Annotated in this window: 23 protein-coding genes; 12 read left to right on the top strand and 11 right to left on the bottom strand. The window is 49.4% G+C overall.

Going from position 1 to position 26165, the window contains the following annotated elements:
• The first annotated feature begins 22 nt into the window (after window positions 1–22).
• Window positions 23–211 carry a hypothetical protein gene (locus J7619_RS29195; protein WP_291207654.1) on the top strand — a complete coding sequence of 63 codons (189 nt, stop codon included), beginning with the start codon at window positions 23–25 and terminating at the stop codon, window positions 209–211.
• 14 nt (window positions 212–225) lie between these two features.
• Complete coding sequence (locus J7619_RS29190; RefSeq protein ID WP_291207652.1) at window positions 226–468, top strand: hypothetical protein; 243 nt, start codon at window positions 226–228, stop codon at window positions 466–468.
• Window positions 469–508: 40 nt separating this feature from the next.
• Here J7619_RS29190 and J7619_RS29185 read toward each other — a convergent pair whose 3' ends face one another.
• Window positions 509–3592, bottom strand: a complete 3084-nt coding sequence (locus tag J7619_RS29185) for a PVC-type heme-binding CxxCH protein (protein ID WP_291207650.1) — start codon at window positions 3590–3592, stop codon at window positions 509–511.
• A gap of 126 nt (window positions 3593–3718) precedes the next feature.
• Between J7619_RS29185 and J7619_RS29180 the strand changes: the two genes are divergently transcribed.
• The 5 genes from J7619_RS29180 to J7619_RS29160 all read left to right on the top strand — a co-directional run bounded on the left by J7619_RS29180 (window position 3719) and on the right by J7619_RS29160 (window position 10516).
• Complete coding sequence (locus tag J7619_RS29180; protein WP_291207648.1) at window positions 3719–4306, top strand: hypothetical protein; 588 nt, start codon at window positions 3719–3721, stop codon at window positions 4304–4306.
• Window positions 4307–4401: 95 nt separating this feature from the next.
• Complete coding sequence (locus tag J7619_RS29175; RefSeq protein ID WP_291207646.1) at window positions 4402–6984, top strand: XrtN system VIT domain-containing protein; 2583 nt, start codon at window positions 4402–4404, stop codon at window positions 6982–6984.
• Between the two features lie 25 nt (window positions 6985–7009).
• Window positions 7010–8281, top strand: coding sequence for an exosortase N (gene xrtN / locus J7619_RS29170; protein WP_291207644.1), 1272 nt, complete (start codon window positions 7010–7012; stop codon window positions 8279–8281).
• Between the two features lie 51 nt (window positions 8282–8332).
• Window positions 8333–9262 carry an alpha/beta hydrolase gene (locus J7619_RS29165; protein ID WP_291207642.1) on the top strand — a complete coding sequence of 310 codons (930 nt, stop codon included), beginning with the start codon at window positions 8333–8335 and terminating at the stop codon, window positions 9260–9262.
• Between the two features lie 66 nt (window positions 9263–9328).
• Complete coding sequence (locus J7619_RS29160; RefSeq protein WP_291207640.1) at window positions 9329–10516, top strand: glycosyltransferase family 87 protein; 1188 nt, start codon at window positions 9329–9331, stop codon at window positions 10514–10516.
• Window positions 10517–10586: 70 nt separating this feature from the next.
• Here the strand turns inward: J7619_RS29160 and J7619_RS29155 are convergent, their stop codons facing one another.
• Window positions 10587–11003 (bottom strand): hypothetical protein, encoded by a 417-nt coding sequence (locus J7619_RS29155; protein WP_291207638.1) that lies wholly within the window; start codon window positions 11001–11003, stop codon window positions 10587–10589.
• A gap of 205 nt (window positions 11004–11208) precedes the next feature.
• On the opposite strand from J7619_RS29155, the gene J7619_RS29150 reads away from it, so the two are divergent.
• Entirely contained in the window at window positions 11209–11430 is a 222-nt protein-coding gene (locus J7619_RS29150; protein ID WP_291207636.1) for a hypothetical protein, read from the top strand.
• Window positions 11430–11741, top strand: coding sequence for a type II toxin-antitoxin system RelE/ParE family toxin (locus tag J7619_RS32330; RefSeq protein ID WP_409012776.1), 312 nt, complete (start codon window positions 11430–11432; stop codon window positions 11739–11741). Before J7619_RS29150 ends, J7619_RS32330 begins: the two co-directional genes overlap by 1 nt.
• On the opposite strand, the gene moaA is transcribed toward J7619_RS32330, so the two are convergent.
• The 5 genes from moaA to glp are packed head-to-tail and all read right to left on the bottom strand — an operon-like array spanning window position 11738 to window position 15665.
• Window positions 11738–12730: a GTP 3',8-cyclase MoaA gene (gene moaA, locus J7619_RS29145; RefSeq protein WP_291207634.1), complete on the bottom strand. Its 993-nt coding sequence runs from the start codon at window positions 12728–12730 to the stop codon at window positions 11738–11740. The genes J7619_RS32330 and moaA overlap by 4 nt on opposite strands.
• Window positions 12731–12739: 9 nt before the next feature.
• Entirely contained in the window at window positions 12740–13678 is a 939-nt protein-coding gene (gene moaCB / locus J7619_RS29140) for a bifunctional molybdenum cofactor biosynthesis protein MoaC/MoaB (protein WP_291207733.1), read from the bottom strand.
• A 54-nt stretch (window positions 13679–13732) separates the two neighbouring features.
• Window positions 13733–14176 (bottom strand): molybdenum cofactor biosynthesis protein MoaE, encoded by a 444-nt coding sequence (locus J7619_RS29135; RefSeq protein WP_291207633.1) that lies wholly within the window; start codon window positions 14174–14176, stop codon window positions 13733–13735.
• An 8-nt stretch (window positions 14177–14184) separates the two neighbouring features.
• On the bottom strand, window positions 14185–14424 hold the full coding sequence (locus J7619_RS29130; protein ID WP_090148288.1) for a MoaD/ThiS family protein: 240 nt from the start codon (window positions 14422–14424) through the stop codon (window positions 14185–14187).
• A gap of 50 nt (window positions 14425–14474) precedes the next feature.
• A complete protein-coding gene (gene glp / locus J7619_RS29125) occupies window positions 14475–15665 on the bottom strand; it encodes a gephyrin-like molybdotransferase Glp (protein WP_291207630.1) in 1191 nt (396 codons plus the stop codon).
• A 471-nt stretch (window positions 15666–16136) separates the two neighbouring features.
• Between glp and J7619_RS29120 the strand changes: the two genes are divergently transcribed.
• Both J7619_RS29120 and J7619_RS29115 read left to right on the top strand, forming a co-directional pair.
• Window positions 16137–16904, top strand: a complete 768-nt coding sequence (locus J7619_RS29120) for a lytic transglycosylase domain-containing protein (RefSeq protein WP_291207628.1) — start codon at window positions 16137–16139, stop codon at window positions 16902–16904.
• Window positions 16905–17031: 127 nt separating this feature from the next.
• Complete coding sequence (locus J7619_RS29115; protein ID WP_291207626.1) at window positions 17032–17472, top strand: peptidylprolyl isomerase; 441 nt, start codon at window positions 17032–17034, stop codon at window positions 17470–17472.
• 76 nt (window positions 17473–17548) lie between these two features.
• Here the strand turns inward: J7619_RS29115 and J7619_RS29110 are convergent, their stop codons facing one another.
• The 3 genes from J7619_RS29110 to purH form a co-directional block, all read right to left on the bottom strand.
• Window positions 17549–19168 (bottom strand): sodium:solute symporter family transporter, encoded by a 1620-nt coding sequence (locus tag J7619_RS29110; RefSeq protein ID WP_291207624.1) that lies wholly within the window; start codon window positions 19166–19168, stop codon window positions 17549–17551.
• Between the two features lie 162 nt (window positions 19169–19330).
• Window positions 19331–20143 (bottom strand): hypothetical protein, encoded by an 813-nt coding sequence (locus J7619_RS29105; protein WP_291207622.1) that lies wholly within the window; start codon window positions 20141–20143, stop codon window positions 19331–19333.
• Window positions 20144–20213: 70 nt separating this feature from the next.
• Complete coding sequence (purH, locus tag J7619_RS29100) at window positions 20214–21749, bottom strand: bifunctional phosphoribosylaminoimidazolecarboxamide formyltransferase/IMP cyclohydrolase (protein ID WP_291207620.1); 1536 nt, start codon at window positions 21747–21749, stop codon at window positions 20214–20216.
• A gap of 178 nt (window positions 21750–21927) precedes the next feature.
• Between purH and J7619_RS29095 the strand changes: the two genes are divergently transcribed.
• Window positions 21928–22716 (top strand): SDR family oxidoreductase, encoded by a 789-nt coding sequence (locus J7619_RS29095; RefSeq protein WP_291207618.1) that lies wholly within the window; start codon window positions 21928–21930, stop codon window positions 22714–22716.
• A gap of 20 nt (window positions 22717–22736) precedes the next feature.
• On the opposite strand, the gene J7619_RS29090 is transcribed toward J7619_RS29095, so the two are convergent.
• A complete protein-coding gene (locus tag J7619_RS29090; RefSeq protein WP_291207617.1) occupies window positions 22737–26075 on the bottom strand; it encodes a VCBS repeat-containing protein in 3339 nt (1112 codons plus the stop codon).
• Between the last annotated feature and the right edge of the window lie 90 nt (window positions 26076–26165).

Here is a 26165-nt window from a genome sequence, read left to right as displayed (position 1 = left end):
TTTACATGCACTATCAGTGTTTATGAAAGAAAAAATCAGGCATATTATTGCCGGAAAGCTCGTTCGAAAAGGTGTAATTAAACTTATGATGCGGAATTTGATAGAAAATGATCAGCTTACAGAAGCAATTCAGAATCATTATCTGGATCAGCTCCGCGCCCTCGACGAAGAAATTGAAATCCTGGAAAAAGCGTTAAATAACTTGAAGTAACCTGTTGAGAAGTAATGGAAAAAGAACAAGTCATAAAAGCTCTATACGATGCAAATACAGAAGCATCTGCGCAGCTAGCCCACGATAAATGGCTTGAATTTTATCAGGCAGCATCGGAAACAGTTAAGAAATATCTGTTAGAGGAATATCACAAATTCGGCGAACACATTATCAGCCAAAACCGACAATCAAATGTTGAAATGGAGAAAGTTCTGGCAGAATATAAAAACTGGAAACTGGAAACCAATCAACACTGATAAGCGAAAAGAGGAGCCTCCCGGCTCCTCTTTTCGCTTATTATTTCCTCTTCAAATTACTCAAATAATCTACCAAACTCACCAACTCTTCGGTACTCATCGCATCCTGCAAGCCCGATGGCATCATCGAATCTTTCAACTGCTTAATCGATTTCACTTGCGACATTTTGTATTCCTGCGTCGAGCCGCCCGGGAATTTGAGGATCAGGTCGGTCTCCGTTTTGCTGGACACAATGCCGGACACGACAGTACCGTCTTTTAACGTCACTTCAAAACCCTCATAACCAAAACCAATACCCGCACTAGGATCGAGGATGGCGGCATATTGTGCTTCTTTCGGCAGCTTGCTTCCGATTTCAGAAAGTTTCGGCCCGAAATCCATGCCTTCGCCATTCACCTGATGGCATACCGAGCAATAGGACGTGAATACCTGCTTGCCCTTGGCAATATCACCTTTCATTCCGACAAGTTGCTTTACTTCCGGGTGTTTGCTTGTAGCAACCACCTCGCCGTCCAGGTATTTGGCAGCTTCCAATTTTACGGATTTCCGCCAAGCGCCATTCAGGCCTTGGACGGCAGCGGTTTTAGCATCGCCGGTCAATTTACCTTCTTTCAGCAACACCAGCACCTGATCTTCCCCGCTCATGGTACCGCCAAGCGATTTAGCCGCGGTGATCCGGAGCGCTTCGGTGTATGCATTGTCAGTTGCGACTGTTTTGAGGATATCGAGGGCATCTTTGCTTCCGACAGATCTCAACGCCGTCAAAACAGCGGCGCTCTTCGCTTCGTCCGGTCCTTTTACCACTTTCCACAGCATCGGTGCACCGCCCTGCTTAATCAGCTGCGATGCCGCCATCGACCCGTTACGGCTATTCGATTGCTCCTGCGTCATAGCCAATAGCCGCGGATTTTCGGACGAAAGTTCATACTTGGCAACGAGTTCGAGGTAGGCTGGCGTACCGTAGGTCGCGTCGAGCATTTTTTTCAATGCGGCCATTGCCTCCGGTGTCTGCTTCACAAATGCGGGATCGAGGTGACGCATCACGAGTTCATTCACCTTTTCCTGATCTTTACCTGTCCCGTTCGTGAGTTTCAGCAATGCTACCGATTTTTCGCGATCCGCCGAATTAAAATCGAATGCGCGGAAATAGCGCAACCTGCTTTTCAAATCGACGGTCGGATCTCCGGCCAACGAAGCCAGCAGCTGAACAGACTCTTTTCCCCGCGAACGCCATACAATATCCTTTCCAGCCTGCGTGGCAACCGGGTTAGCACCTGCTTTGCCCAGCCAGGCTTTGAAAAACGAATCCCATTGTGCATCGGCGCCGATACCCAGGGCCTCGAGATACCAGCGGTCTTTTCCATCATATTGCTGTGCGAGCGACGCCCACAATGCAGGAGCCTCCGGCGACGGGTTATGGTGTAAAAGCAAAGCGCATTCCCGGCGAACCTGCGGCTCAGCGTCTTTCGACAATGTTTTGATATAAGGAATCACATCCAGATGCTTCGACTCAGAAGCCGCACGAAGGCCTGCGATACGGATATCCGCATTGGCATCTTTGGTCGCCAGATCGACAGTTTTCTTCGCGGTAAATGGCCATTTGCTGAGCAGCCACAGTGCACGCGCCCGCATACGAGCCTCCGCATTCTTATTGGCAAACAGTTTTTCCAGTGCCGGCGCCGCCTTGGCACCCATTCCATTTAATGTATTCCATGCATGATAGCGGATCGAAAGATTGGGACTTTGCAGCGCTTCGACCGCCCCGCCCACCGTCGTAAAATCCGACTTCGGAATGCGGTATGGCGTGTTTACGGGGGCAATCCGGTAAATGCGGCCCTTGCCCTGATCACCCGCCTGGTGCCCGCCTACGCCCGGATCGTACCAGTCGGCAACGAGCAGTGAACCGTCCGGCGCTACGCAAACATCCGATGGACGGAACCACTGGTCGCGCTTGCCGTCCACAATGTTTACAATTTTGGCCGAATAACCGGCACCCACCTTTTCAACGGGATAGGAACGAACCACATTATGCCCGGGCTCGCAGTGGATCATCTGGCCCCAGAATTCTTTGGGAAGCAATTTTCCCTCATAAACGACCATACCAGTCGGCGAACCCGAACCGGTTTGCAGCAGGTTGGGCACTACGCCCGGATCATTCAAATGCCAGTGACGATAAGGAATCGAGTCCTCCATATTGGTGCGGTTCGCGCGCCAGCCGGCGCCGGTCATTTCGTCGGTATAACCGTAGTTGCCGTATTGCATCACGTAGTTGATGCGTACACCTTTGTTACCGTCATCGTCGTTGTCCGACTGCCACATGGTACCGTAGCTATCCACCGCCACTTCAAAATTGTTACGGAAGTTATTCCCGAGTACTTCTATATTGGTAAAATCAGGATCGCAGCGGAAAACCATTCCTTGTCTCAACTTCGAAAAATCGATCGGTTTGCCGTCTTTTCCCACCACTGGATTGCCCTTGCCGTCGAGCAGGTGGGCGCCTTCATTTCCGAAATTGAAATATAGCTTACCGTCCGGCCCGAATACGAATGCGTGCATGCCGTGGTCGTGCTGGTCTCCGCCGATGCCTTCGAAAATGACTTCTTTCTTATCGGCTTTCAAATCGCCATCCTCATCGGTGAAGAGCCACACATACGGACTTTGAGAAACAATCACCTTGTTGCCCATTACCCAAATACCCAGCGGGGCATTGATTTCCGACCCCTGATAAAAGACTGTGGATTTATCGGACTTGCCATCGCCATTGGTATCTTCCAGCACCATAATGCGGTCGCCTTCATTTTTGGTGGGATTGCCGTTAATCGCCGGGCGATAGTTATACGCTTCACAAACCCAGACCCTCCCCAAATGGTCTACATCGATATTCGTCGGGTTCGTGATCGTCGGCTCCGACGTAAAAAGGGTTGCTTCCAGGCCATTTGCCGTCGTCAGACCTGCTACGGCGTATCTCGACGAACGCTTTTGGGCATCCGTCAGATCTTTGTAAAGCGTGTCGGCCGAAGCGGCGTCAATCGTACTAGGGTTCGAACGCTGATAAGAGGCGACCATCAGACCGGCCAGCAAACAACCGGCTGGAAAGAGGATAAGCGATTTTTTGAAGTTCATAGGTAAATCGAGCGCTTTTCAGCCTTGAATCAGAAAGCGTTAGCCTGACCAAAACCTAAACGTGTCATTTTTACAATAATAATTTTAATTACGTGTATAAGGGACCACCTACTTATATTTACTATCATGAAAACGACTTTTTTTTCCTGCCTGGCGCTGTGCGTCGCTGCTGAGATTTCAGCACAAAATATCCTTCCTGCCGACGTGCAAATCAGGACGGCCGTCATGGCTGCACCGTCGGATAAGCAAGCGGGGGCAAAAGTGTACGGCTACGCGGCTGACGGCACATTTAAAATCCTGCGCGAGGGCAGCAACGACTTCGTTTGCCTGGCCGATGATCCTAAGAAAGAGGATATCAGCGTCTCATGCTACCTGGCCGATCTCGATCCATTCATGGAACGCGGGCGGGCTCTCGCGAAAGAGGGCAAAAATCAAAAGGAAATTTTCGACATCCGTGAAAAGGAAGTGAAGGAAGGGAAACTGAAAATGCCGAAGCAATCATCTACATTATACGTTCTATCCGGCTCCAAAGATAACTACGACGCCACCACGGGTGCTCTCAAAAATAGCTACCTGCGTTACGTGGTCTACATTCCGTTTGCAACTGCCGAAAGTACCGGCCTGCCGTTGAAACCGGACGTTCCCGGAATGCCCTGGATCATGGACCCGGGCACGCACCGGGCGCATATTATGATCAATCCGCCGAAACCTTGAAACCAGTCGGCAATGCGCCGTTTAATAACCGATTTTCAACAATTTTAAATTAATGAGGCAACAAATGTTGACTATGTCGATTTTACAATTTTACTTTGAAATACAAAGTACTTTTAAGTATCGACATTATGGAAGAATTTACCGTACATAATCCGTTAGAACCGGATCTATCCGGAACGACCGGGATGACAGAATCGGAAATTGCGCCCCGATTTGATTTCGACTACGGGGTTGGGTTGGGTTGCCTGCTATTCAGCTTCTCGATTTTCTATTACACAAGTTTGGGAGCTTTAATGAATGGCATCTTTGTCCTTCCATGGAGCCTGGCGGCGATCTATTCCGTCTGGCTCATGAATGCTGGCAAGCTACGCTGGTTCTGGAAAAAACAGCACCCGGAATACCTCCACCACCGTTTGCTGCTGGGCTATGTATGGCTGGTGAGTTGTTTTACATTGAACCGGAGTATGCCTGTATTTGATCCGTCGGCGCCGTGGCTGATGTTTGCCATTGTCATCGCTGGGGTTTCGGCCATCGCATTCACCTGGAATGAATATCTGCCGCGTTGGCTCCAATCCATTCTGTTCACACTGATGGGCTGCTCGGTCGTGATCTGGATCTACTATGCACTCTGCCTCATTCCCTATTATATCCTGAGTGTGCCGGCGCTGCTTCTTCTGGGGGTGTCGGTACACAGTTTTGTGCCATTGCTGCTCTCTATCACCTACCTGCGCGTGCTTGCTCTTTGGTGGCACGAGTTCAGACCGGCGATACTGACTGGCGTCATCATCCCAATCGCCATAACAGTTTACTTCTCTATGGCCTGGCGACGGATCAGCAATACGATTCGGCATCAGACCAATGCCATAGCCACACAACCAACCGATGACCTGCCCAACTGGGTCATGCTAGCCCGGCAAATAGAGGACAACTGGATTACCCGCAGGGTGTTAATGGGTCCAAAAGTATACCAGGTTGCCCATTCGGACGGCACCATCTTCTCCAGACGAAACACCACCGATATTGTCGTCAGGCATGACCCGCTCGTTCTGATTGCCTCCTTATTTACCCCGAAACTCGATTTAGCGGACGCAGAGCAGATCAATATCCTGAACGTGCTTTACGACACCCGGCATGAAACCCAGGAACGCCTATGGTCGGGGAGCGATTTACGCACGGCCAATGTGCTCACGCAGGCGCGCATTTACCCGCACATGCGGATCGCCTACACGGAAAAAACCATCAGCATAGCCAATCATTCCGGCTCACCGCGTTGGCAGGAAGAAGCACTATATACTTTCTTTCTCCCGGAAGGCTCGGTGGTAAGCGCCCTTTCATTGTGGATCGACGGTATAGAACAAAAAAGTCTGCTGACGTCGCAAAGCAAGGCCGATTCGTCCTATAAAACGATCGTCGGTGTGGAATCACGCGACCCTTCGGTGGTCCATTGGCAGGAAGGCAATATGGTAAAAGTGAAGGTATTCCCCTGTACGGCACGTGAAAACCGGAAATTTAAGCTCGGCATAACCACTCCTCTGAAAGCCGACGGGCCGCAGCTGACTTATGAAAACATCTCGTTTAAAGGTCCGGGAGCTGAAAAAGCTACCGAAACCATCCGGCTTGAATTTCCACAGGAATTGCAGGCCCCGCATCTTCCGTTCGAGCCAACCAATGCTTCTCCGGGCGTTATCATCCATGAGGGGGCCTACCAGTCGGCGTGGAAGGTAGGTTTCAAAATCACACCAGTCAGCCGGGAAAGTTTTGCATTTGACGGCAAAACCTACACAGTGGAGCCACGTCACAAAACACTTGAAAACTTTAAAGCCAAAGCCTTTTACCTCGACATCAACCAGGCGTGGAGTAAACGCGAACTCGATGCATTGTGGCCCGTTGTCAGAAAACGTCCGGTATTCGTAGCGAATGGGCGGCTGATCAGGCTTACAGAAGCGAATAAAGATGAGCAGTTCAAGGCATTATCCGCGTTCAATTTCTCCCTATTCCCGGTTCAATACATTCCCGACCCGGAAAATGCATTGCTGATCACCAAGTCAACGGCGGTATCGCCTACGCTTCACGATCTCGCAAATGCGCCATTTTCCAAAACGCTGAGCAGGCATGCGCCACAGGGCTTGCGTACCTTCCTAGTCGGTGACGGCGCATCTTCCTATATTAAATCATTGAATGAGCTGAGCATAGTCCGTGCCGAACAAACGGATTGGAAAGCATTACTGGAAATGATTCCACAAAACCAATTCCCCTCCGATCCCGAAGCAGACCCGTCGGTCGTCAGCATTGAAAGCGCAGATATCCAGATCCGTGAAAGCGAAGGCCCGGCTTCCGGACGCGCGCCCGACCATCTGCTCAGACTTTTTGCCTATAACCACATTATGAAGCAGCTAGGCGGCCGTTTTCTCAATCACTCGTTCCAAACCGATTCTGTTTTTAATGCCAAACTGATCCGGGAAGCTGAAATAGCACATATTGTAACACCCGTTTCCAGCATGGTAGTCCTTGAAAACCAGGAGGATTACGATCGATTCGACATTCGGAAAAGCAAGAACAGCCTTGAAAATGCGACCCTGAAAGTGGCAGGAGCCGTACCCGAACCGCACGAATGGCTGCTCATCGCCCTGTTTTCCCTGCTCATCGGCTACTTCACTTTTCGCCATTATGTTCAATGAAAAACATGCCGGGATAGCCTTAGTCATGGGCTATCTCGTTATCTCAACCCTCTTTTTCTTTCGTGGGTATGTCCACGGCGATGCTACACTCTGGATGGGCATTGTGCTGATCCCCTTACTTCTGCGGTGTTTTGGCATTGGTCAAAAGAGCTGGCGACTTGCACCGGTGGTGGCGTTGGCTGTTGGCATTTGCTGTCTTCGTCCGGAGCTTTCGTGGCGTTTCATTCTGCTGATAAGTGCACTGCTGTTCACTACCGAGACTATTTTCGGGCGATTGAATGCGGCAATCTTTATGGTATTGCTCATCGTATCCCCCATTTTCAAATACTTTTCCGAGGTTTTCACATTCCCGATCCGCCTGCAACTCTCCGCGGTTGCCGGGTCGATGCTGAAAATGGCAGGACTTCCGGTTGCCATCGAAGGAAACAACATTCTGCTTAACGGCTCAGAATTTTCCGTTGACCCTGCCTGTATAGGACTGCAAATGACAGGATTCGCATTGCTATCGGTTATTTTTCTGATGGCTCATTTCCGTATGCTGAACCAGAAATCGCTGCCGATACGGTATCAGACGATCCTGGTGGTGCTTGCCTTTGCGTTGAACATCCTCGGGAACCTCATGCGCATTGTTTCGCTGGTCGTGCTACGCATTACGCCGGACAATACCTTACACGATGTGATAGGTGTTGTATGCCTTGTCGCTTATGTAATTGCTCCGCTGATTCTCGTGGTCCGTTACGCACACCAGCGTTGGGGAGCTGCCCTCATCACAACGCAACCATCGGTTCTTCGTCACCCGCCACGTTTTTTGATAACCGGGCATATCATACTTCTCTCGGTATGCGCATTCTTTTGCTTTCAAAAACCGACCATTAATATCAGCTCACCGCAAAACACGCTTCCCCTATCCCTTCAAACATATCACGTAAAGAAACTTCAAAACGGCGTCACCCAGGCCAGAAACGGCCATGCGCTTATTTATATTAAACCAATCCCGGCATTTTACTCCTCGGAGCACAGCCCCCTTACCTGCTGGACGGGTTCGGGCTACCATTTAAGCCGCATTTCGAGCAAACACCTCGCCGGAGTCACTGTTTATACGGGCAGTCTTCGGAAAGAGAATGACGAATTGCATACTGCCTGGTGGTTCTCTGACGGACGGCATGTTACAATCAGCCAGTTCGACTGGCGCTGGAAGGTCCTCGCGGAGAAAAGCCATTTTCAACTCATCAATGTGACCGTGGAAGATCCGGCGCGCCTGGATGCTGAAGTAAAACGATGGCTGAAAGCGTTTTGAGGGTATATTGCCAACAAAGGCGTCTTTTCGATGAAAAGCAACGGGAAATCAATGAAAAAAACAGCACGTATCCTTACCGTTTTGAGCCTGCTCGCATTATCAGTTCCATCTATGGCGCAAACAGAAACCATTAATCTTTGGCCGGAAGGCAAAGTCCCCAATTTTAAAAAAAGTGATGTGGAGGAGAAATCGGTTACCGATGCGCAGGGAATCCTGCGGATCAGCGGCGTGACCGTCCCTACGATTGCGGCTTACATTGCGCCGAAGGAGAAAGCAACCGGGGCCGCAGTGATGATCTGCCCGGGCGGCGGATATGGCATCCTGGCGGCTTCGCATGAAGGCAGCGATTTTGCCAAATGGTTTAATGAACGCGGCATTTCTGCATTTGTACTCAAATATCGCCTGCCTAATGAAAAAGCCATGACGCACCAGCACGAAGTACCTCTGATGGACGCCATGCAAGGCATGAAACTGATCCGCCAGAATGCTGCCAAATGGGGCATCGATGTGAACAAAATCGGCGTTATGGGTTTCTCGGCAGGCGGCCACCTGGCCGCCACGCTCTCGACGCATCATAATATGGGTGAAAAGGCTTCCGCAGACGGCAAACCGAACTTCTCGATATTGATTTACCCGGTGATCTCGCTTACGCCCGCTCTCGCACACGGAGGTTCGCGCGATAACCTGCTCGGGCCTGAAAAATCGGACGAGCTGATTAAATATTACTCCAACGAATTGCAGGTTTCGGATCAGACACCGCCGGCATTCCTCGTTCATGCCATGGACGATACCGGTGTGCCGGTCGAGAACAGTATCGAATATTACCTCGCATTGAAAAAGAAAAAAATCCCGGCCGAAATGCATTTGTACCCGAAAGGCGGCCACGGCTACGGTATGCGGACGGAAGGTAAAGGATCATTGGCTAATTGGCCTGAAGCAATGGAAGGATGGCTTGAATCATCGGGCTATATGAAAAAATAAACGGTTACGGAGTGAATTTATCTCTTAGCTTTGACGAAAAATCAACGTTCGGAATAAGTTCACTCTATGACTGCCTTTCAACGCCTGGTGATCAGCAAAAGGTCACTGCTGTTTATCGTATTGGCCATTGCCGCCTTTGCTACGCTCCAATCGGTATTCTCCCACCCCAAAACTTTCGCGAATCAGCCGCAACTTTACACTACTTATAACAACTACGTCATTTTCAAGCAGTCCTTCTTCCATTTGATAGAGGGGAAAAACCTGTATCGGTGGCATGTCGACGAGCATTGGGACCTGTTCAAATACAGCCCGGCATTCGCACTCGTTTTTGGGATACTTGCCATTATGCCCACATTTGTAGGCCTGTTTTTCTGGAACCTGATCAATGTGGCGGTGCTGTTCTTTTCGGTTTATTTTCTTCCAAGAATCGATTTGCGGACAAAAGGACTGATGGTCTCTTTTATGCTGGTAGAACTCCTTACCGCCACGCAAAACGAACAAAGTAACGCCCTGATTGCCGGTTTGCTGCTGTTTGGATTCGGCTTTCTGGAAAGGGACAAGTACTGGATGGCATCACTATGCATCGTGTCCACGATCTTCATTAAACTCTTCGGGATTGTTGCGCTGGCATTGTACCTGCTCTATCCCAACAAGCTGAAACTGGCCTACACGACCGCCACGTGGGTTATTTTACTGACTATCCTTCCGATCGTCGCCGTCACGCCCGAACAATTTGTGGTTCTGTATAAAACCTGGTGGAAGCTCCTGGCCGCAGACCGCGACTTTTCCGACGGCCTCTCCGTAATAGGCTGGCTGAAAATATGGTTCTCGCTGGATGTGAATAAAACTTACGTCAATCTGGCCGGAATGGCATTGTTCTGCCTGCCGTTGCTAAAAATCAAATCGTACGGCAATTTTGTCTTCCGGGCATTGATGCTCGCTTCGGTGCTGGTGTGGGTAGTGATTTTCAACCACCGCGCCGAATCGCCGACATTTATCATTGCTATTGCAGGCGTGGCGGTGTGGTACTATATACAGGCGCCAACGCGGCTAAATTACGTGCTGCTTGTGCTGGCATTTATATTTACCACGTTGTCCCCAACCGATATATTTCCTCCCTTCATCCGCAACGAGTATTTCTGGCCTTATGTCGTGAAAGCGGTGCCTTGTATCCTTATCTGGGGAAAAATCATTTACGACCTGCTCTTTACGGAATTGCTTCCCCGCCCGACAGAAATGGAAACGGCGCAGTGAAGTTTTGAAACAAAAAGCGTTACAGGAACGCTGCGGCGGCATCCTGTAACGCATAAAAATGCAACATGAATTAGTTCACCCCTAAAAGTGTACGGTTCACTTCACGTACTTCTTTGGTAGACAGGTAAATGCTTTTAACGATCTTCTCGTTGTCATTGGAGATTTCAAGCGTGTAAACGCCATCACCCATTTCGTCGAACTTTATTTTCCGGCCGGTTTTCGTAATATACTTTGGCACAAATTCTTCGTGAAGCAGGTTTCCCTTGCTGTCCAGCAGACGAATCGCCACCTTTTCGCCTTTCTCTTTCTCCATCATCACATTCATCGACATCGTGTCTCGTACACGGTACATGCCTACGCGAAACTTTTCACAAGTGTTGTTTTTACATTCTGCTTTCGGCGAAACAATCGGATCGGCCTGCACTTGGGCAGCGACTGTAAATAATGCAAATGCAGCGGCAACGGCGGTTTTTAAGATGTTTGGCATGGCTCTTGAAGGTTAAACTGATTGGTAAACTGAATTTGATTTCGAACCAATGAGGTAACCGATCAGGCCATTGTTGCATACAAAGTTTGGACGGTAAAATAGGAGGTTGAGTGGTGCCGAAGGATCATTCGTACTCCGTTTGCGCATTCTCCCTTTCTGCCTGCGTTGTTTTTTGTATATTTGATTATGCCAAAATTCCGATATCATGTCAGTAACCTATCATATCAAGATCAAAAAAGACTACGCTGCATCCCTGATCGAGGAATTGCGGAAAGCCGACGCCATTGACCTGATTAAAGAAACGGACAGTGAGATAGTACCGGATTGGCATGTTGTGGAAGTGCAGCAGCGTATTAACAAATACAAAGATGCTCCTGAACTGTTGATCAATGAAGACGACGTCTTCAAAATGCTCGATGCAGAATAGTGGGAGTATACAAGCTAAAATTTACTCCCGAAGCTGTTGAAGATATTACCGAAGCAGCGGCTTACTATGAAGATCAGAAGCAAGGGCTGGGAAAGCGCTTCCGGTCTTTCGTAAAAGGTAAGTTAGTTCTGATCAAAGAATCTCCACTCATATACGAGTTAAGGTACGGTGATGTCAGGTTCGCCCCGGTCGATTTCTTTCCGTACAGTGTCCACTTCACAGTCGACAAATCTGAACGAATTATTCAGATCCATGCGGTATTATGTCAGTACCGCAATCCCGTCAAATTTTGGAAGGGTTTTGAAGATTAACCCCCAATCGCAATCATCTCCCGATTCTGCTCGTACTCCGACTTGGCTTTTTGTTCGGAGAAGCTGGTGTGGCCACCGTGAGCGAAGTGCTTTTTCTCAAAATGGGCGTAAATGAGCTGACGAACGTCGTCGCCTTTGCGCAGGGGGGTGAGCAGGTCAACCTCGGACGTATCAAAAAGGCAATTTTTAAGCTTGCCGTCGGCGGTGAGACGAATGCGGTTACAGCCTTCGCAGAAAGGGTGTGTTACCGTACCAATAATGCCGAAAGTGCCCGCACCGCCATTTACCTGAAATCGTCGCGCGGTGTCGTGCAACTCACCCGCGACGGGTTGAAACTCATACTCCTGACCAATCGCAGTCAACAAATCGGCATAGGAAACGATTTTGGACATATCCCATTGGTTCCCTTTGAAAGGCATGAATTCGATAAAGCGGACGTGAAGATTAGGCTCAGTGAGTGTCATCCGCACAAAATCATTGACTTCATCGTCGTTTGTCCCCCGCATCACCACCATATTCACTTTCACTACAAAGCCTTCATCGAGCAGCATGCGAATGTGGTCCAGCGTCTTGCCGAAATGATCGCGCTTGGTAATCGACCGGAATCGCTCTTCCCGGAGCGTATCCAGGCTGACATTCAAAGAGGCAACCCCTGCGGATTTCAATTCCGGGATAAACTGATCTATATAAACGGCATTCGTAGTCAGTGTTAGGGATGCGGGAAGTTTCCCGAGATCGGAAATGATTTCGCCGGCATCCTTGCGGACGAGTGGCTCACCACCGGTAAGCCTGATTTTTTCAACACCCATTTCCACAAACAGGCCGGCCAGATAAGAAATCTCATCTGCCTGCATCAGCCATTTGGAAGGCATAAACTGCATATCTTCCTGCGGCATACAATAGGTACAACGAAGATTGCACTTATCCGTCAGCGAAATGCGCAGATAAGTGTGCTTGCGACCAAATGTATCTACAATAGGCAATGCCATTGGTGTTTGCTAATCGTGTTTTTTCCCTTCTAAAACATTAAAAACATGTAAAACATGCGGAAACAGGGCATCAATATATTCAGTAACGCCCCCAGTGCTGCCTGGCATGGTAATCACCAGCATTTCCCCGATAACACCTGCCGCAGATCGCGACAACATCGAAGTAGGGACGCGTTCCTGGCCGTATTGACGCGCTGTTTCGGCAATGCCCGGGATTTCCCGGTCGAGCAGCTCCGAAACCGCCTCGGGCGTTACGTCGCGGGGCGACAACCCGGTACCGCCGGTAATGAGTACCATATCGTATCCTTCCGCTTGCAACGACCGCAATTTGCCTTGAATGCCCGGCTTGTCGTCTGGAATAATGCTGTAATCGCTTACTTCCAGCCGAAACGCTTTCAGTTTTTCGACGATTTTCTTGCCAGATTTATCCTCTCCAATACCTTTCGAAATACTATCCGAGCAGACCACCACCGCCGTTTTCAAGCCTTCCGGCGCGGCGTTCCGATCGCTTTTCCCTCCCTTTTTCTCTAACAACCGGATATTCCGTATTTCAACACCTTTGTCGATCGGTTTGAGCATGTCGTACATCGTCAACGCTACCACTGACGCCCCGTGCATGGCTTCTACCTCGACACCCGTTTTGTATATAGTTTTAACTGTCAATTCAATGACAATAGTCAAATCTTCTATCCTGTATTGAACACCCGTATACTCCACTGGAATAGGGTGGCAGTCAGGCAGCAAATCGGGCGTTTTCTTGACGGCCAGAAAACCAGCGGCCTTTGCCATTTCAAAAACATCACCTTTCGGTACAGTCCGGTTTTGAATCGCCTCCACGGTCTCCGGCTTGCTCACTTGTACGATAGCTTGTGCAGTGGCAATGCGAAGTGTGTTGGTTTTATGGGTAATGTCGACCATTTTAAATTTTGAATGAGTGAATGAGTGAATGAGTGAATGAGCAAAATCTATTCACTCATTCACTCATTGACTCATTCAAAATTACTAGGTATTCTGCTTCCAAACGTGCCCCTCACCCACCAGCTCTTTGCCGAAGATGGGCACATTGGCTTTAATTTCTTCTACAATAAATTCGGAAGCCTCGAATGCCGCTCTCCGATGCGGGGATGATACGAACACAAAGAGGCTGATCTCACCTGTCGGGACGAGGCCCAGGCTGTGGTAGATATGCATGCATGTCAGCTCGAACCGGGCAAAGGCAGCCTCCCGAATGTCGTGGAATGCCTGCTCGGCCATTTCTTCATAGGCCGTGTAGTCGATCCCTGTTACGGCACCGCCTTCCTTTTGATCCGCGCGGATCTGCCCGAGAAAGATCGCGTGGGCACCAATGCCGGTTTTGGATTGGTGGCTCGCTATCGACTTCGCAACAAAATCGGGGCTGATCGGCCCCTGAACAAATACCTTTTTAGGCTTATGTGCTTTTTCCATGTCTCCTGTTATCCTCCTGCAAACGGTGGAAGCAATGCGATTTCGGCCGGAGTTTCGATTAATACAAAATCCTCCGAAATCTTCTGATTGACCGCTATTTTGAATTTTTTATCGCGCATAGCCGGGTATTTGTCCAGCATCTGCGCACGGAACTGACCTACCGTCAGACCGCCGGCTGCATTCCAGACTTCGTCCGACAGCCCGGCAATTTCCGCCAGCATCCCGAAATATTTGACTTGAAAACTCATTCGTACCTGATATTCGTTCAACCCAATAACCCGCATCCGGCCCGTCGGGTTCAGAGCGGGAGCAAATGTACCTCCACCAATTCGCCTGCTTCGACCCGATTTTGCGCTACCGGTAAATAGATGATCGCATTCGCGATCGCAAACGAACCTATCACGAACGACTCCTGCCCGTCCAGCGAAACCACTTCCGCCCCTTCCACCCGCGCTTTCAGGAACTCGTCGCGCTCGCCATCAAAGCGGTAAGCATGCCGCAAGGGAAGCCTCACCGATCTGAGAAATGGCTCTTTGCTGCCCATTATTCTCTTCAACGCAGGCAATACATACTCATAATAGCAAACCAGCGACGAGGCCGGGTTTCCCGGCAATGCAAAAATCAGTTTTTCACCTTTCTTACCAAAAAGAAGCGGCTTCCCGGGCTTTTGCCGCACCTTGTAAAAGATCGTCTCGGCGCCCAACACCTCCAATGCTTTACCTACAAAATCGTAATCTCCTACCGAGATCCCCCCCGACGCCAAAATGACGTCACATTGTTCCAGCAATACGCATAAAGCGTCAACCGTAGCGTCCAGGTCATCGGAAGCATAGCTAATTGAAACATCCGTCATACCCGCCAGCGCCAGTGCTGCTTGCAGCATCGCCGAATTGGATTCATATATTTTGCCAGGCTCCAATGCTTCGCCTGCTTTCAGCAACTCGTCGCCAGTGACCAGCAAACCGATCCGAGGTTTGGAATGAACCGTCACTTCATTCACATTGATTCCCTTCAAAAAACCGACGGCGCCCGGTGATATGAGGGTTCCGGCGCGTAATGCGATTGCCCCCTGAGCGATCTGCTGCCCTGCCCGGCGAACATTTTTACCCTCCAAAACCGGAAATTCATGAATTTGTACGGAGCCGTTAGCCACTGACGTATTTTCCTGCATTACCACCGCGGTAGCGCCCTCGGGTACAGGCGCGCCCGTAAATATGCGTACGGCAGTGCCCGCGCTCACAACCGGTAGATCCGCCTGGCCGGCTTTCGACTCCCCCGCGAGGCACAGCGATTTACCCGCTTCGGTCACGTCGGAATGCACGATCGCGTACCCGTCCATCGACGACTGCCTGAATGGCGGAAGCGCTATCGGCGAAACCACATCTTCGGCAAGAAATCCTCCGACAGCTGCCGCTAACGGCATTGTTACCGCGGGCAGTGTTACGGTATTTGCTATAATTCGCCCTTTTGCCTCGTTGACTGTGACCATATTCCAAAAAATGCCATACGAAAAGTGCAAGTTAACACATTCGCGAACGCAAATGGCACAGGTCGAAAATGTCGTCGAAAAATCGATTTCGGCTTGCAATTGACGACATTTTCCACAATAATACCATTATCCCCACAAAATACTTGTTTGTAACCAGCTGACCATCAATGGGTAAAACTTATACTAAAAAGCCGTTCTCTTACTATAATTACATTTATTAAAAGAGTTTGCATTTGGTGCTAAGCGGTTTTTACCAATTAAAATTTCACGTTCGGTCTGGCTGGCGCAGTTTTTATTCAGGATCATTTGCCGGAAGCCAAATGTAGCGTTCTTATTTTTGTCCTAGAATTACTTTTAACAAACCCCTAAAAATCAGTTTTTTACCTCATATTGAAATTTTATTTATTCAATCGCGTTATCTTTGCACTTCGGCCCGGTGCCTGAAATGATGTTTCACGAAATACAAAATGCATGATTAGACTTATCTTTATGGCCTTCTCAATCGCAATATTCGGAAAGAGTCCGATGAGCGAGGTGGAGGTGGAAAAGAAGGAGCTGAAAGAAACAACCATTATTGATTCAGATCTTCTTGCTATTGACTTCTGTGGCGAAGCCGTTCCTTTATCAGAGCTTCGAATCGCCGAGCGATATCAAAACATGATCAGAAATTACGACAATCCCACTTTTCGTAAGCTGATGACCACAACCAAAAAGAGAATGCGGATCATTGAACCCATTCTCCAGAAGTACGGAGTACCAGCCGATTTTAAGTATATTCCTTTGATAGAGAGCGCTATGAAAGATGAGGTCACTTCTCATCGCGGCGCGGCCGGATACTGGCAATTGATGCCATCTACGGCAAAATCTCTCGGGCTGGTTGTAAACGAAACCAGGGACGACCGCAAACATTTGGTCAAATCGACCCACGCCGCAGGCAAGTACCTCCGCGACCTGTATAAACAGCTGGGTTCCTGGACATTGGTAGCTGCTGCTTACAACGCAGGCCCTACGCACATCCAAAACCGGATGGATTCGCAGAATAAAGATGATTTTTTCAAACTCCGCCTCAACTCGGAAACCGCGAGGTACCTCTATAAAATTCTCGCTGTAAAAGAATGGTTCTCCAACCCCGAAAGAAGCCGCGAATGGGGCAGCGGCGACGTAGTCGACCGCCTTTCCGCATTCAAGATCGAACAGAAAAAAGCCGCAGCACTGGCCAAGGCTGAAACGGGGTCGTAACCTCCACTATTTTATTTGAAAGTTCATGAGAAGAAAAGGATACATTATCCTTTTCTTTGTGTTATCATAGCATGGGCACTCTGCTGCCCTGCTTATCTTTCGTACCTCTTTAATACTCACTTTTGACATGACAAAAGCGGAAATGATCACTGACAAGGGCACAATGCTCATCGAATTCTACGATGAAGATGCTCCCAACACAGTGAAAAACTTTGTTGATCTCTCTAAAAAGGGCTTTTACGACGGTGTTATTTTCCACCGTGTAATCCCTGATTTCGTGATCCAGGGCGGCGACCCTACCGGCACCGGCCGTGGAGGTCCCGGCTACAAAATCGATTGCGAGCTCACAGGCGGTAACCAGTACCACGATCGCGGCGTGCTTTCGATGGCGCATGCAGGCCGCAACACAGGTGGCTCACAGTTCTTCATCTGCCACAGCCGCAATAACACTGCGCACTTGGACAGAAACCACACCTGCTTCGGCCGCGTGGTAGAAGGCATCGAAACGGTAGACGCGATCCGTCAGGGCGACAAGATCCAGAAGATCACGATCATCGAAGAAGCGTAAGAATCTCGATCGATTACCAACAAAAAGGGGCCGGAATCAACTTCCGGCCCCTTTTTGTTGGTATATGACGGCAATCTCACCAGAAATGGCCGTACAAGTAGGAAATAATCGCAATCACCACGATAGCACCGGTAACGAAAGTACGGTGCGGCATAAACATCGACGCATCGATGGCAAGGCCTTTTTTCTCGTCAGGCATCAAAATACCCAGGATGAACATCACCGCAACGCATATCAGGAACACAAGGCCCATACGATCGAGGAACGGCACCTGGGTCCAGTCGGCAAACGGGAAGTAATTGTTATGCATCGCGAGCGCGATCAGGAACCCGCCCACGATCGCGAACAATGCGCCCGCCGAGTTGGTCCGTTTCCAGAAGAAGCCCATGATGAACGACGCGAAAATACCCGGCGACAACAAACCCGTCATTTCCTGAATGAACTGGAAACCTCCTTTTTTATCGATACCCATGTAAGGCGACACGATAATGGCGAGAATCATCGAAATCACCACCACAGCACGACCAATGCGTACGAGCGTCTTTTCGTCGGCGTTCTTGCCAATGTAGTTTTTGAAAATATCCAGTGTAAAAATCGTCGAAATACTGTTTGCTTTACCGGCCAGGGACGCCACTACGGCGGCCGTCAGCGCGGCGAATGAGAGACCTTTCAAGCCTGTCGGAAGCAGGTTAAGCAGTACGGGGTATGCCTTATCAGCATTGATCACGCCGTCATCACCCAGCATTTCAGCCTGAAACATTCCCTTGCTGTACAGCGCGTAAGCCGCAATACCTGGCAATACCACGATCACCGGCATCAACAATTTCAGAAATGCCGCGAAAAGGATACCGTTACGGGCAGTCTTCAAATCCGCTCCCAATGCGCGCTGGGTAATGTATTGGTTACAACCCCAGTAGTTCAGGTTTACGATCCACATACCACCCAGCAATACAGCCAGACCCGGCAGCTGCATATAGAATGGGCTCGATTTAGGGAAAATCATATGGAAGTGATCGTCGTGATTTTCACGCATTACTTTGAAACCCTGCGCGATACCTTCCACGCCTGCATTGTCGGATACGAGGTTAATCGCCAGATAGGTAGTGGCCAAACCGCCGATTACCAGGAAAAACACCTGGATTACGTCGGTAAAACCGATCACCTTCATTCCACCGATTGTTATAATAATGGCAAAAACCGCCAGGGCGATCATACAAAACTGAAAATCAAGCCCCGAAATCCCCGAGACAGCCAACGCTCCCAGATACAGGATCGACGTGAGGTTCACGAGAATATACAATGCCAGCCAGAATACCGCCATGATCAAGCTCACCGATTGGTTATATCGCTGGCTGAGAAACTGGGGCATGGTGTAAATTTTGTTTTTGAGATAAATGGGCATAAAAAAAACGGCCACTATAATGAGTGTTGCCGCCGCCATCCATTCATAGGTCGAGATCCCGAGGCCCATCGAAAAACCGTTCCCCGACATCCCGATAAACTGCTCAGCCGAAATGTTCGAAGCGATCAACGACGCACCGATTGCCCACCAGGTGAGGGAGCCTTCCGCGAGGAAGAAGTCCTTTGTTGACTCAACTTTTGATTTTTTCCGCTGATAAATCCAATAACCGTAACCGGAGACTACAATGAAGTAAAAGAAGAAAACGACATAATCCAGGGTTTGTAATTGTTGCATTTCAAATAATAAAATAGATGAATGAATGAGATTGATCAGCTTAGATTGAAACGTACACTATTTTCCGAAAAAAGTACAAAATCTGAACGAGCATGCCAATATTCGATCCCGTTTTAAAAAGGAGCGCATAAATATAGCCTACAAGACCATATTCATAATGCTTTACTCTGATATTTTCTTCGAATCTTTAAAATGGTGAGGACTCATCGGCCCGTATGCCTCCTCGAAGGCAGCCCCCGTTTGCATCTTCGAAATAAAGCGTTGCAAACCAGCCTCCCGGCGAAGCAGCAGCCAATAAGACACCTCCATTCCGGCAGTCATATAGGCTGTCATAACATGCTTTTGGTCGCCACGAAAGAACTCTCGCATGGTCGAAATATCTTTGAGCAAGAGCAGGTCGCGGCCATTACGCGTATAGAAGCGCCACTCGTACCTATACGCGCGGTAACGATCACGCGGAGCAGTTTCGCTTACAAACCGGCGGTCGAGCATCAATGCCAGGCCTTCGTTGAACCACTGGGGAACGTCGTTGGTAGTGCGCCACCAGCCGATGCGTTTCAGCAGTTCGATATGGCTCATTTCGTGGGCAATCACATCGGTATTCATCCCCTGCGCATTCAGGATTACGTAAGAACTCCCCCACGGCGTTCCGATACTGCATCCCGCGCCCTCGGTGCTGCTGCAATATTTCTGGTATTGCTGAGGCGTCTGGCAGATGATGATCTTGGGATTGGATTTTTTGCCCTGGTAAAAGGAATCCACCCGCGCCTCGGCGAGCGCGATAGTGCTTTTGAGGATTTTGTATTTGTTTGATTTGATATCGGGACTAAAATAGACCTTTTTATCCGTCGACTTGAAATTGGATAATGCGATGAGTTCGCAGTAGAAGATTTGCGGGTAGAGAAAAAATAGGCTGCCCGCCAGGACGATTAATCCGGTCAGAAGGAATCTGATGAGTTTCCGGAGTGGGTTCAAAGTTTATATTTTTTGCCACGAAGACACGAATGTCTTCGTGCATATTCGTGTTCTTCGTGGCAAGATAAAATTAATGCTTAAAGTGACGAACCCCGGTAGTTACCATCGCAAGCCCGTTCGCATTGCAATAATCCACCGAATCCTTGTCACGGATAGAACCTCCCGGCTGAACCACGGCGGTAATGCCCGCCTGGTGGGCGATTTCGACGCAATCAGCAAATGGGAAGAACGCGTCTGAAGCCATTACCGCACCATTCAGGTCGAAACCGAATGATTTCGCTTTCTCGATCGCCTGGCGCAATGCATCCACGCGTGAAGTCTGTCCGGTACCGCTCGCCAGCAACTGGTTTTCCCTAGCCAATACAATGGTGTTCGATTTGGTATGCTTGCAAACCTTCAATGCAAATTCCAATGCTGAAACTTCGTCGGCAGTAGGAGCCTTGTCGGTAACGGTCGTAAACTGCGCCGCAACTTCGGTTGCAAGATCCTTATCCTGCACCAAAACCCCATTCAGGATAGTTTTGAACATGATCTGTGGCAACTCCACCGCATTGCGTTTCAACAGAATGCGGTTCTTTTTGGATTTCAAAAGTGCCAATGCCTCTTCATCATAAGCAGGCGCGATGAGGATTTCCATGAAAAGCTTATTTAGCTCCTCTGCCGTTGCCAGATCAACTTTTGTATTGGTAATCACAACACCACCAAACGCAGAAACCGGATCGCATGCCAATGCATTGTCATAGGCCTCTTTCGCAGTCGGTGCAGTAGCGATACCGCACGCATTCGTATGCTTGATGATCGCGAATGTAGGCGCTGCACCGGCGAACTCGTCGATCAGGCTCACGCACGCATCCACATCCACGAGGTTGTTATAAGAAAGTTCTTTTCCGTGTAGTTTATCAAAAATACCTTCCAGGTCACCGTAATAGGTCGCATTCTGATGCGGGTTTTCGCCGTAACGCAGCGTTTGCGAAGCCAGGTTGGTGAAATCGAAAAGTTCTTTATCAGTTATTTCTTTTCCGGATGTAAAGAAGCTGTTGATCGCGCCGTCGTAATGCGAAGAAACTCCGAATGCCAGACCCGCGTAGTAGCGACGATCTTCGATATCCGTAGCACCTGCTTTTGCATTCAACAACTCCACAACCTCCGCGTATTGGCTGCGAGAAGAGACGATCAATGTATCTTTGAAATTTTTCGCCGTTGCGCGGATCAGGGAAATGCCGCCAATGTCTATTTTCTCGATAATATCCTCCTCGCTCGCACCGGATGCCACTGTCTCCTCGAAAGGATAAAGATCCACCACCACCATGTCGATGGCAGGAATATTGTACTGCGCTGCCTGCGCTACATCACCCTCGTCGTCGCGACGGTACAAAATACCACCCATGATGGCAGGGTGAAGCGTTTTCACACGCCCGCCGAAAATCGAAGGATAACCGGTCAGCTCTTCGGCAGCGGTTACGGGAATGTTGAGATTTTCAATGAAAGTCTGAGTTCCTCCGGTGGAGTACAGCTTTACGCCGTTGTTGTGCAGGAGGCGGACCAAAGGCTCAAGACCGTCTTTGTAATAAACAGAAATAAGCGCGGATTGGATTTTTTTAGACATTGTGCAACGTTTGCTCTAAGATTACAAATGCGGGATTTTGCTTACATTCGGCATTTCGGCTTGTCCCATGTTGAAAAATAAACCGCAAAGATAGCCGAAAAATCAACGAAACCGGCAGCAGAACAGACGAAAATCAAAACGTTATCATTCTGAAACCAAGTTAAAAAAAGCCAATACCATGAACCTCGACCTGACCGGAAAAACAGCGCTGGTATGCGGAAGCACACAAGGCATCGGGCTCGCCGCCGCCGTTGAACTCGCATTGCTGGGTGCAAATGTGACCCTCGTGGCCCGAAATGAAGAAAAACTGTGTGAGGCGATCGAAGATCTGGACACCTCGCTCGGCCAGCTTCACCGGTACGTCGTAGCCGATTTCGCCGATCATGGAGCCGTAAAATCCGCCATCGAAAACTACCTCCGGCTCTGCCCGGACGTCCATATTCTCGTGAACAACACCGGCGGTCCCTCCGGCGGCCCGATCATCGAAGCAGAACCCGACCAATTCCTGAAGACCTTTCAGATGCATTTGATCAACAACCAGTTCCTGGCGCAGTCAGTGGTACCTTCGATGAAAAAGGAGGGCTTTGGTCGCATTATCAATATCATCAGCACTTCGGTCAAACAGCCGATCATCGGCCTCGGCGTTTCCAACACCATTCGCGGTGCGGTGGCGAGTTGGGCCAAAACGCTGTCACTCGAACTCGGGCAGTACGGCATTACCGTCAACAATGTCCTGCCCGGCTACACCGAAACGGCACGACTCCACGCCGTGCTCGAAATGCGGAGTAAAAATCAGGGCAAAACCAAAGAACAGGTTGCCGAAGAGCTGAAAGCTGGCATTCCTATCCGCCGATTCAGCGAAGCGAAAGAAGTGGCTGCCGCCGTGGCTTTTCTGGCCAGTCCGGCTGCGGGAAGCATCAGCGGTGTGAGCCTGGCTGTGGATGGCGGCAGAACAGAAAGCTTGTAATCGAATCAGGGAATAGTCTGTTAATTGATTTTAAACAGAACGGGCGGCGCATTATTGATCAGATTCACCAGATAATGCCCGCCTTGAATATTAATAGGGCTGATCTGCTTCACCTCTCCATCCAATGCAAAACCGCTTTGGTTGGCGCGCAGCACATCGAACTGCATATTTCCCTTGTTGATCAGGACATTGCCGGGGCAAGCGTCCAGGCTCCCGAGCTGCGGAATAAAGTGGCTGAAATTCCCGGCCACGATGATATCCGGCTTACCGTCATGATTCACGTCCTGGCTCTGGATCGCATTCAGGCACGAAAACTGTACCATGTAAGGCAGCGGCACCAGTTTAAACCGCCCTTTGCCGTCATTCACCGCAATGCCCGATTGCAGGTGGTTAACCGTCTTTTCCACTGCCGATTTCAGTAACTCCTCCGGGAACAAATCCTGGACAGTCAGCACCGCATATTCGGAATGCTTGATACTTTTCTTTTTCAGGAAAGGGAACTGCGTAGTCATTTCGCGTTTCAGCAACACAGGCAGGTCTTTCGAATCCACCGTTTTTGAAATGACTTTGTCTATCGTCCCATTTTTGTTGAAATCATTGATCCAGATTTTCAGCGGCGCATTCGCAGTCGCCTTCAAAGTAAAATTCTCTCCGGTATTCCCCAGCACAATGTCCTGGTCGCCGTCGCCATCCAGATCCTCCGCCTTCAACGATCCCCAAAAACCGGTAAAGCCTTCGAGTCCCGTTTCCGCTTGCGTGAATTTCCCCCCTGAAAACCGGAACGCCAATGGCGCCATCCAGTCGCCTACCACAAGCAGTTCCTTGTTCCCATCGCCGTCAATATCCGTCCAGCCGGCATCCCTCACCATTCCCGCCTTGCCCAACGCGGGTGCTATCGCCTGGGTCACGTCTTTAAAAATACCCTTCCCGTCATTTTCGTAAATGTAGCTCGCCGGTGTGGACCCGTATTCCCGTGGGACGCTCCTGCTGCCGACGAAGAGGTCGGGGTCGCCATCCCGATCATAGTCGTCGGCCACGATAACCGCAGTATTCATCGCATTGGGGGGGAGCGCCCGGTTATTCAGCGTAAAACCGCCCTTGCCGTCGTTCAGGTACAAACGCGTCGGTAAATCAGGGCTCTTTGGGAGACTTTCATTTCCTCCGCTGCCTACAACAAGATCAATATCACCATCGCCATCGGCATCGAAAAACAATGCAGCCGTATCCTCGAAACCAGCCTGATCGGAGAAAGCTGTTTGTGGTGATTTGATGAATTGTCCGCCTTTTTGCAAATACAATTGTCCCCCCTGCCCTTTGGCACCACCTATATAGATGTCGTCCTGACCATCTCCGTTGACATCACCGATGGCCGCTTTCGGCCCTTCCCGCGAAAGCATAACCGGGATGTTCCGCTCGTTATAAAAATCTTCGTATTTGTTTTCCTGATGCGGGTCGAAACCTTTGGCCGGAACGCGGGCCAGCATTAACACTGGTTTATCGGCAGGCGCAATATAAGTACTGGCGGCCTCACGGATTTTTAATGTCAGCAGCGTATCCGGTTTTACACTGTGCATGCTGGTCACTTTTCGGGAGGGCCAAAGCACCCGTACCGAGTCGATTTTCGCAATTTTCCCTAATCCGATCGTCACAGGATATTCCGTGCTCGACTGAAATCCGCGGGAAGGGTTCACCTGTTTGCTGAAAACCTGCCCATCCGCATAAATCTCCACCTTCGAACCGATTGCGTGCGTATTCATGCCGTCGCCTTTCAGGTCCAGCTTGATGTAATGATTTTTATCCTTAACTCCTTCCGATTTGTTCCTGTAAACAAAACAAGGCTCGTTGACATTATTCACAACCAGATCCAGATCTCCGTCGTTATCCAGGTCGGCATAAGCAGCCCCATTTGAAAAAGAGGCCTTCCCAAATCCGAATTCCTTCGCTTTTTCACTGAATTGCAGATTTCCCTCATTGTGGAAAAAGTTATTGGCGATCGGCGTCGAGGGCATGTGGTCGATGATATTCTGCATATTCTCCTTTTCCCCCGACATGACCATCCTTTGGGTTACCTCATTGGCAAAAAAATCGATGAAATCCTGATTCAGAATATCGTGATAAATGCCGTTGCAGACATAAATATCGGTTTTCGAATCGTTGTCGGCATCAAAAAGCAATGCGCCCCAACTCCAGTCGCTTGCCGCAACACCCGCGTAATTGGCGATCTCACTGAATGTCCCGTCCTGATTGTTAAACTGCAAGCTATTTTGCATGTACTGGTTGAAAAAACCCTTTTCCTTTTTCAGGTTGAACAGGTAATGGTTTTCAAAGGAAGTCGTGGTCTTGTAGCGGTACTCATCGCGTGGCAGCATATCCGTCACGAATATTTCCGGGAAGCCGTCGTTGTTAATATCGGCCATATCGGCACCCATTGATGCCAGACTGGTGTGCTTCCCCCGCTTTTCAAGCTCTTCCGAGAAGGTTCCGTCTTTTTGATTGATATAGAAGTAATCGTGCTCGTAAAAGTCATTACACACATACATGTCAGGATAGAGATCACCGTTGATGTCTCCTACCGTCACGCCGAGGCCGAAGCCGATCAGACTGCCGTAAATACCGGCTTCTTCGCTCACATCCGTAAATTTCCCGCCGTCATTACGCAGCAGCTTTGCGCCGCCGCCCTTCAGAAAGTCCTTCACCGGCCAATCTTTCGCCCGCAAATTGCGGTCATTGGCATAGTTGAGGGTATTTACCGGAATAAAACTGTTGTTGAGAATATAGGCGTCGAGGTCGCCGTCGAGGTCGTAATCGAAAAATGCAGCCTGGGTAGTGTAGCCGGTCTCATCCAAGCCATATTTTTTGGCCGATTCCGTGAAAGTCAGATCTCCGTTGTTAATATAAAGCGAATTACCCTGCTTGTTGACAAACTTCTGATAGCCCGCATTGCATACGTAAATATCCAGCAAGTTATCGCCATTCACGTCGACCATGACCACCCCGGTACTCCATCTATCCGGCTCGGCTACCCCTGCCGTGGCGGTAATATCTTCGAATTTCCAGTTGCCTTTGTTCAGATAAAGCTTGTTTTCACCCATGTTTGCGGTGAAATAGATGTCCGGCAAACCATCATTATTAATGTCGCCGACCGACACGCCACCGCCGTTGTAAAAGTTCCGGTAGTTGAATATGTTGACATCCTCCTTGTCTTCGACTTTATTGACGAAGTCAATGCCCGTTTCGGACGCGTCCATTTCTTCAAACAGGGCGTTCGCATTTTTTTCAGAATCACTACAAGAAAAGAAGGCGCAAAGGCAACCGAGCAAAATGAATGTCCGCGAAGCGATAAAACAGTTAATCGTCATTAGTTTAAACCCTTGGAATCAAACACTTCCCTTTCAGACGGAGGTGTAACCTCACAAAAAAGAAGCAAAGATGTCATTCTACCGGACATC

This window comes from Dyadobacter sp. (genome assembly GCF_017744695.1).
Classification (GTDB): domain Bacteria; phylum Bacteroidota; class Bacteroidia; order Cytophagales; family Spirosomataceae; genus Dyadobacter.
The sequence above is the reverse complement of the archived record's forward strand: the minus strand, read 5'-3'. Positions and strand labels throughout refer to the sequence as shown.

What these genes read in the sequence shown, in the direction of transcription:
- J7619_RS29195 (WP_291207654.1), top strand. Translation starts at nt 23, where the DNA reads ATGAAAGAAAAAATCAGGCATATTATTGCCGGAAAGCTCGTTCGAAAA.
- J7619_RS29190 (WP_291207652.1), top strand. Translation starts at nt 226, where the DNA reads ATGGAAAAAGAACAAGTCATAAAAGCTCTATACGATGCAAATACAGAA.
- J7619_RS29185 (WP_291207650.1), bottom strand. Translation starts at nt 3,592, where the DNA reads ATGAACTTCAAAAAATCGCTTATCCTCTTTCCAGCCGGTTGTTTGCTG.
- J7619_RS29180 (WP_291207648.1), top strand. Translation starts at nt 3,719, where the DNA reads ATGAAAACGACTTTTTTTTCCTGCCTGGCGCTGTGCGTCGCTGCTGAG.
- xrtN (WP_291207644.1), top strand. Translation starts at nt 7,010, where the DNA reads ATGGGCTATCTCGTTATCTCAACCCTCTTTTTCTTTCGTGGGTATGTC.
- J7619_RS29165 (WP_291207642.1), top strand. Translation starts at nt 8,333, where the DNA reads ATGAAAAAAACAGCACGTATCCTTACCGTTTTGAGCCTGCTCGCATTA.
- J7619_RS29160 (WP_291207640.1), top strand. Translation starts at nt 9,329, where the DNA reads ATGACTGCCTTTCAACGCCTGGTGATCAGCAAAAGGTCACTGCTGTTT.
- J7619_RS29155 (WP_291207638.1), bottom strand. Translation starts at nt 11,003, where the DNA reads ATGCCAAACATCTTAAAAACCGCCGTTGCCGCTGCATTTGCATTATTT.
- J7619_RS29150 (WP_291207636.1), top strand. Translation starts at nt 11,209, where the DNA reads ATGTCAGTAACCTATCATATCAAGATCAAAAAAGACTACGCTGCATCC.
- moaA (WP_291207634.1), bottom strand. Translation starts at nt 12,730, where the DNA reads ATGGCATTGCCTATTGTAGATACATTTGGTCGCAAGCACACTTATCTG.
- J7619_RS29135 (WP_291207633.1), bottom strand. Translation starts at nt 14,176, where the DNA reads ATGGAAAAAGCACATAAGCCTAAAAAGGTATTTGTTCAGGGGCCGATC.
- J7619_RS29130 (WP_090148288.1), bottom strand. Translation starts at nt 14,424, where the DNA reads ATGAGTTTTCAAGTCAAATATTTCGGGATGCTGGCGGAAATTGCCGGG.
- glp (WP_291207630.1), bottom strand. Translation starts at nt 15,665, where the DNA reads ATGGTCACAGTCAACGAGGCAAAAGGGCGAATTATAGCAAATACCGTA.
- J7619_RS29120 (WP_291207628.1), top strand. Translation starts at nt 16,137, where the DNA reads ATGATTAGACTTATCTTTATGGCCTTCTCAATCGCAATATTCGGAAAG.
- J7619_RS29115 (WP_291207626.1), top strand. Translation starts at nt 17,032, where the DNA reads ATGACAAAAGCGGAAATGATCACTGACAAGGGCACAATGCTCATCGAA.
- J7619_RS29110 (WP_291207624.1), bottom strand. Translation starts at nt 19,168, where the DNA reads ATGCAACAATTACAAACCCTGGATTATGTCGTTTTCTTCTTTTACTTC.
- purH (WP_291207620.1), bottom strand. Translation starts at nt 21,749, where the DNA reads ATGTCTAAAAAAATCCAATCCGCGCTTATTTCTGTTTATTACAAAGAC.
- J7619_RS29095 (WP_291207618.1), top strand. Translation starts at nt 21,928, where the DNA reads ATGAACCTCGACCTGACCGGAAAAACAGCGCTGGTATGCGGAAGCACA.
- J7619_RS29090 (WP_291207617.1), bottom strand. Translation starts at nt 26,075, where the DNA reads ATGACGATTAACTGTTTTATCGCTTCGCGGACATTCATTTTGCTCGGT.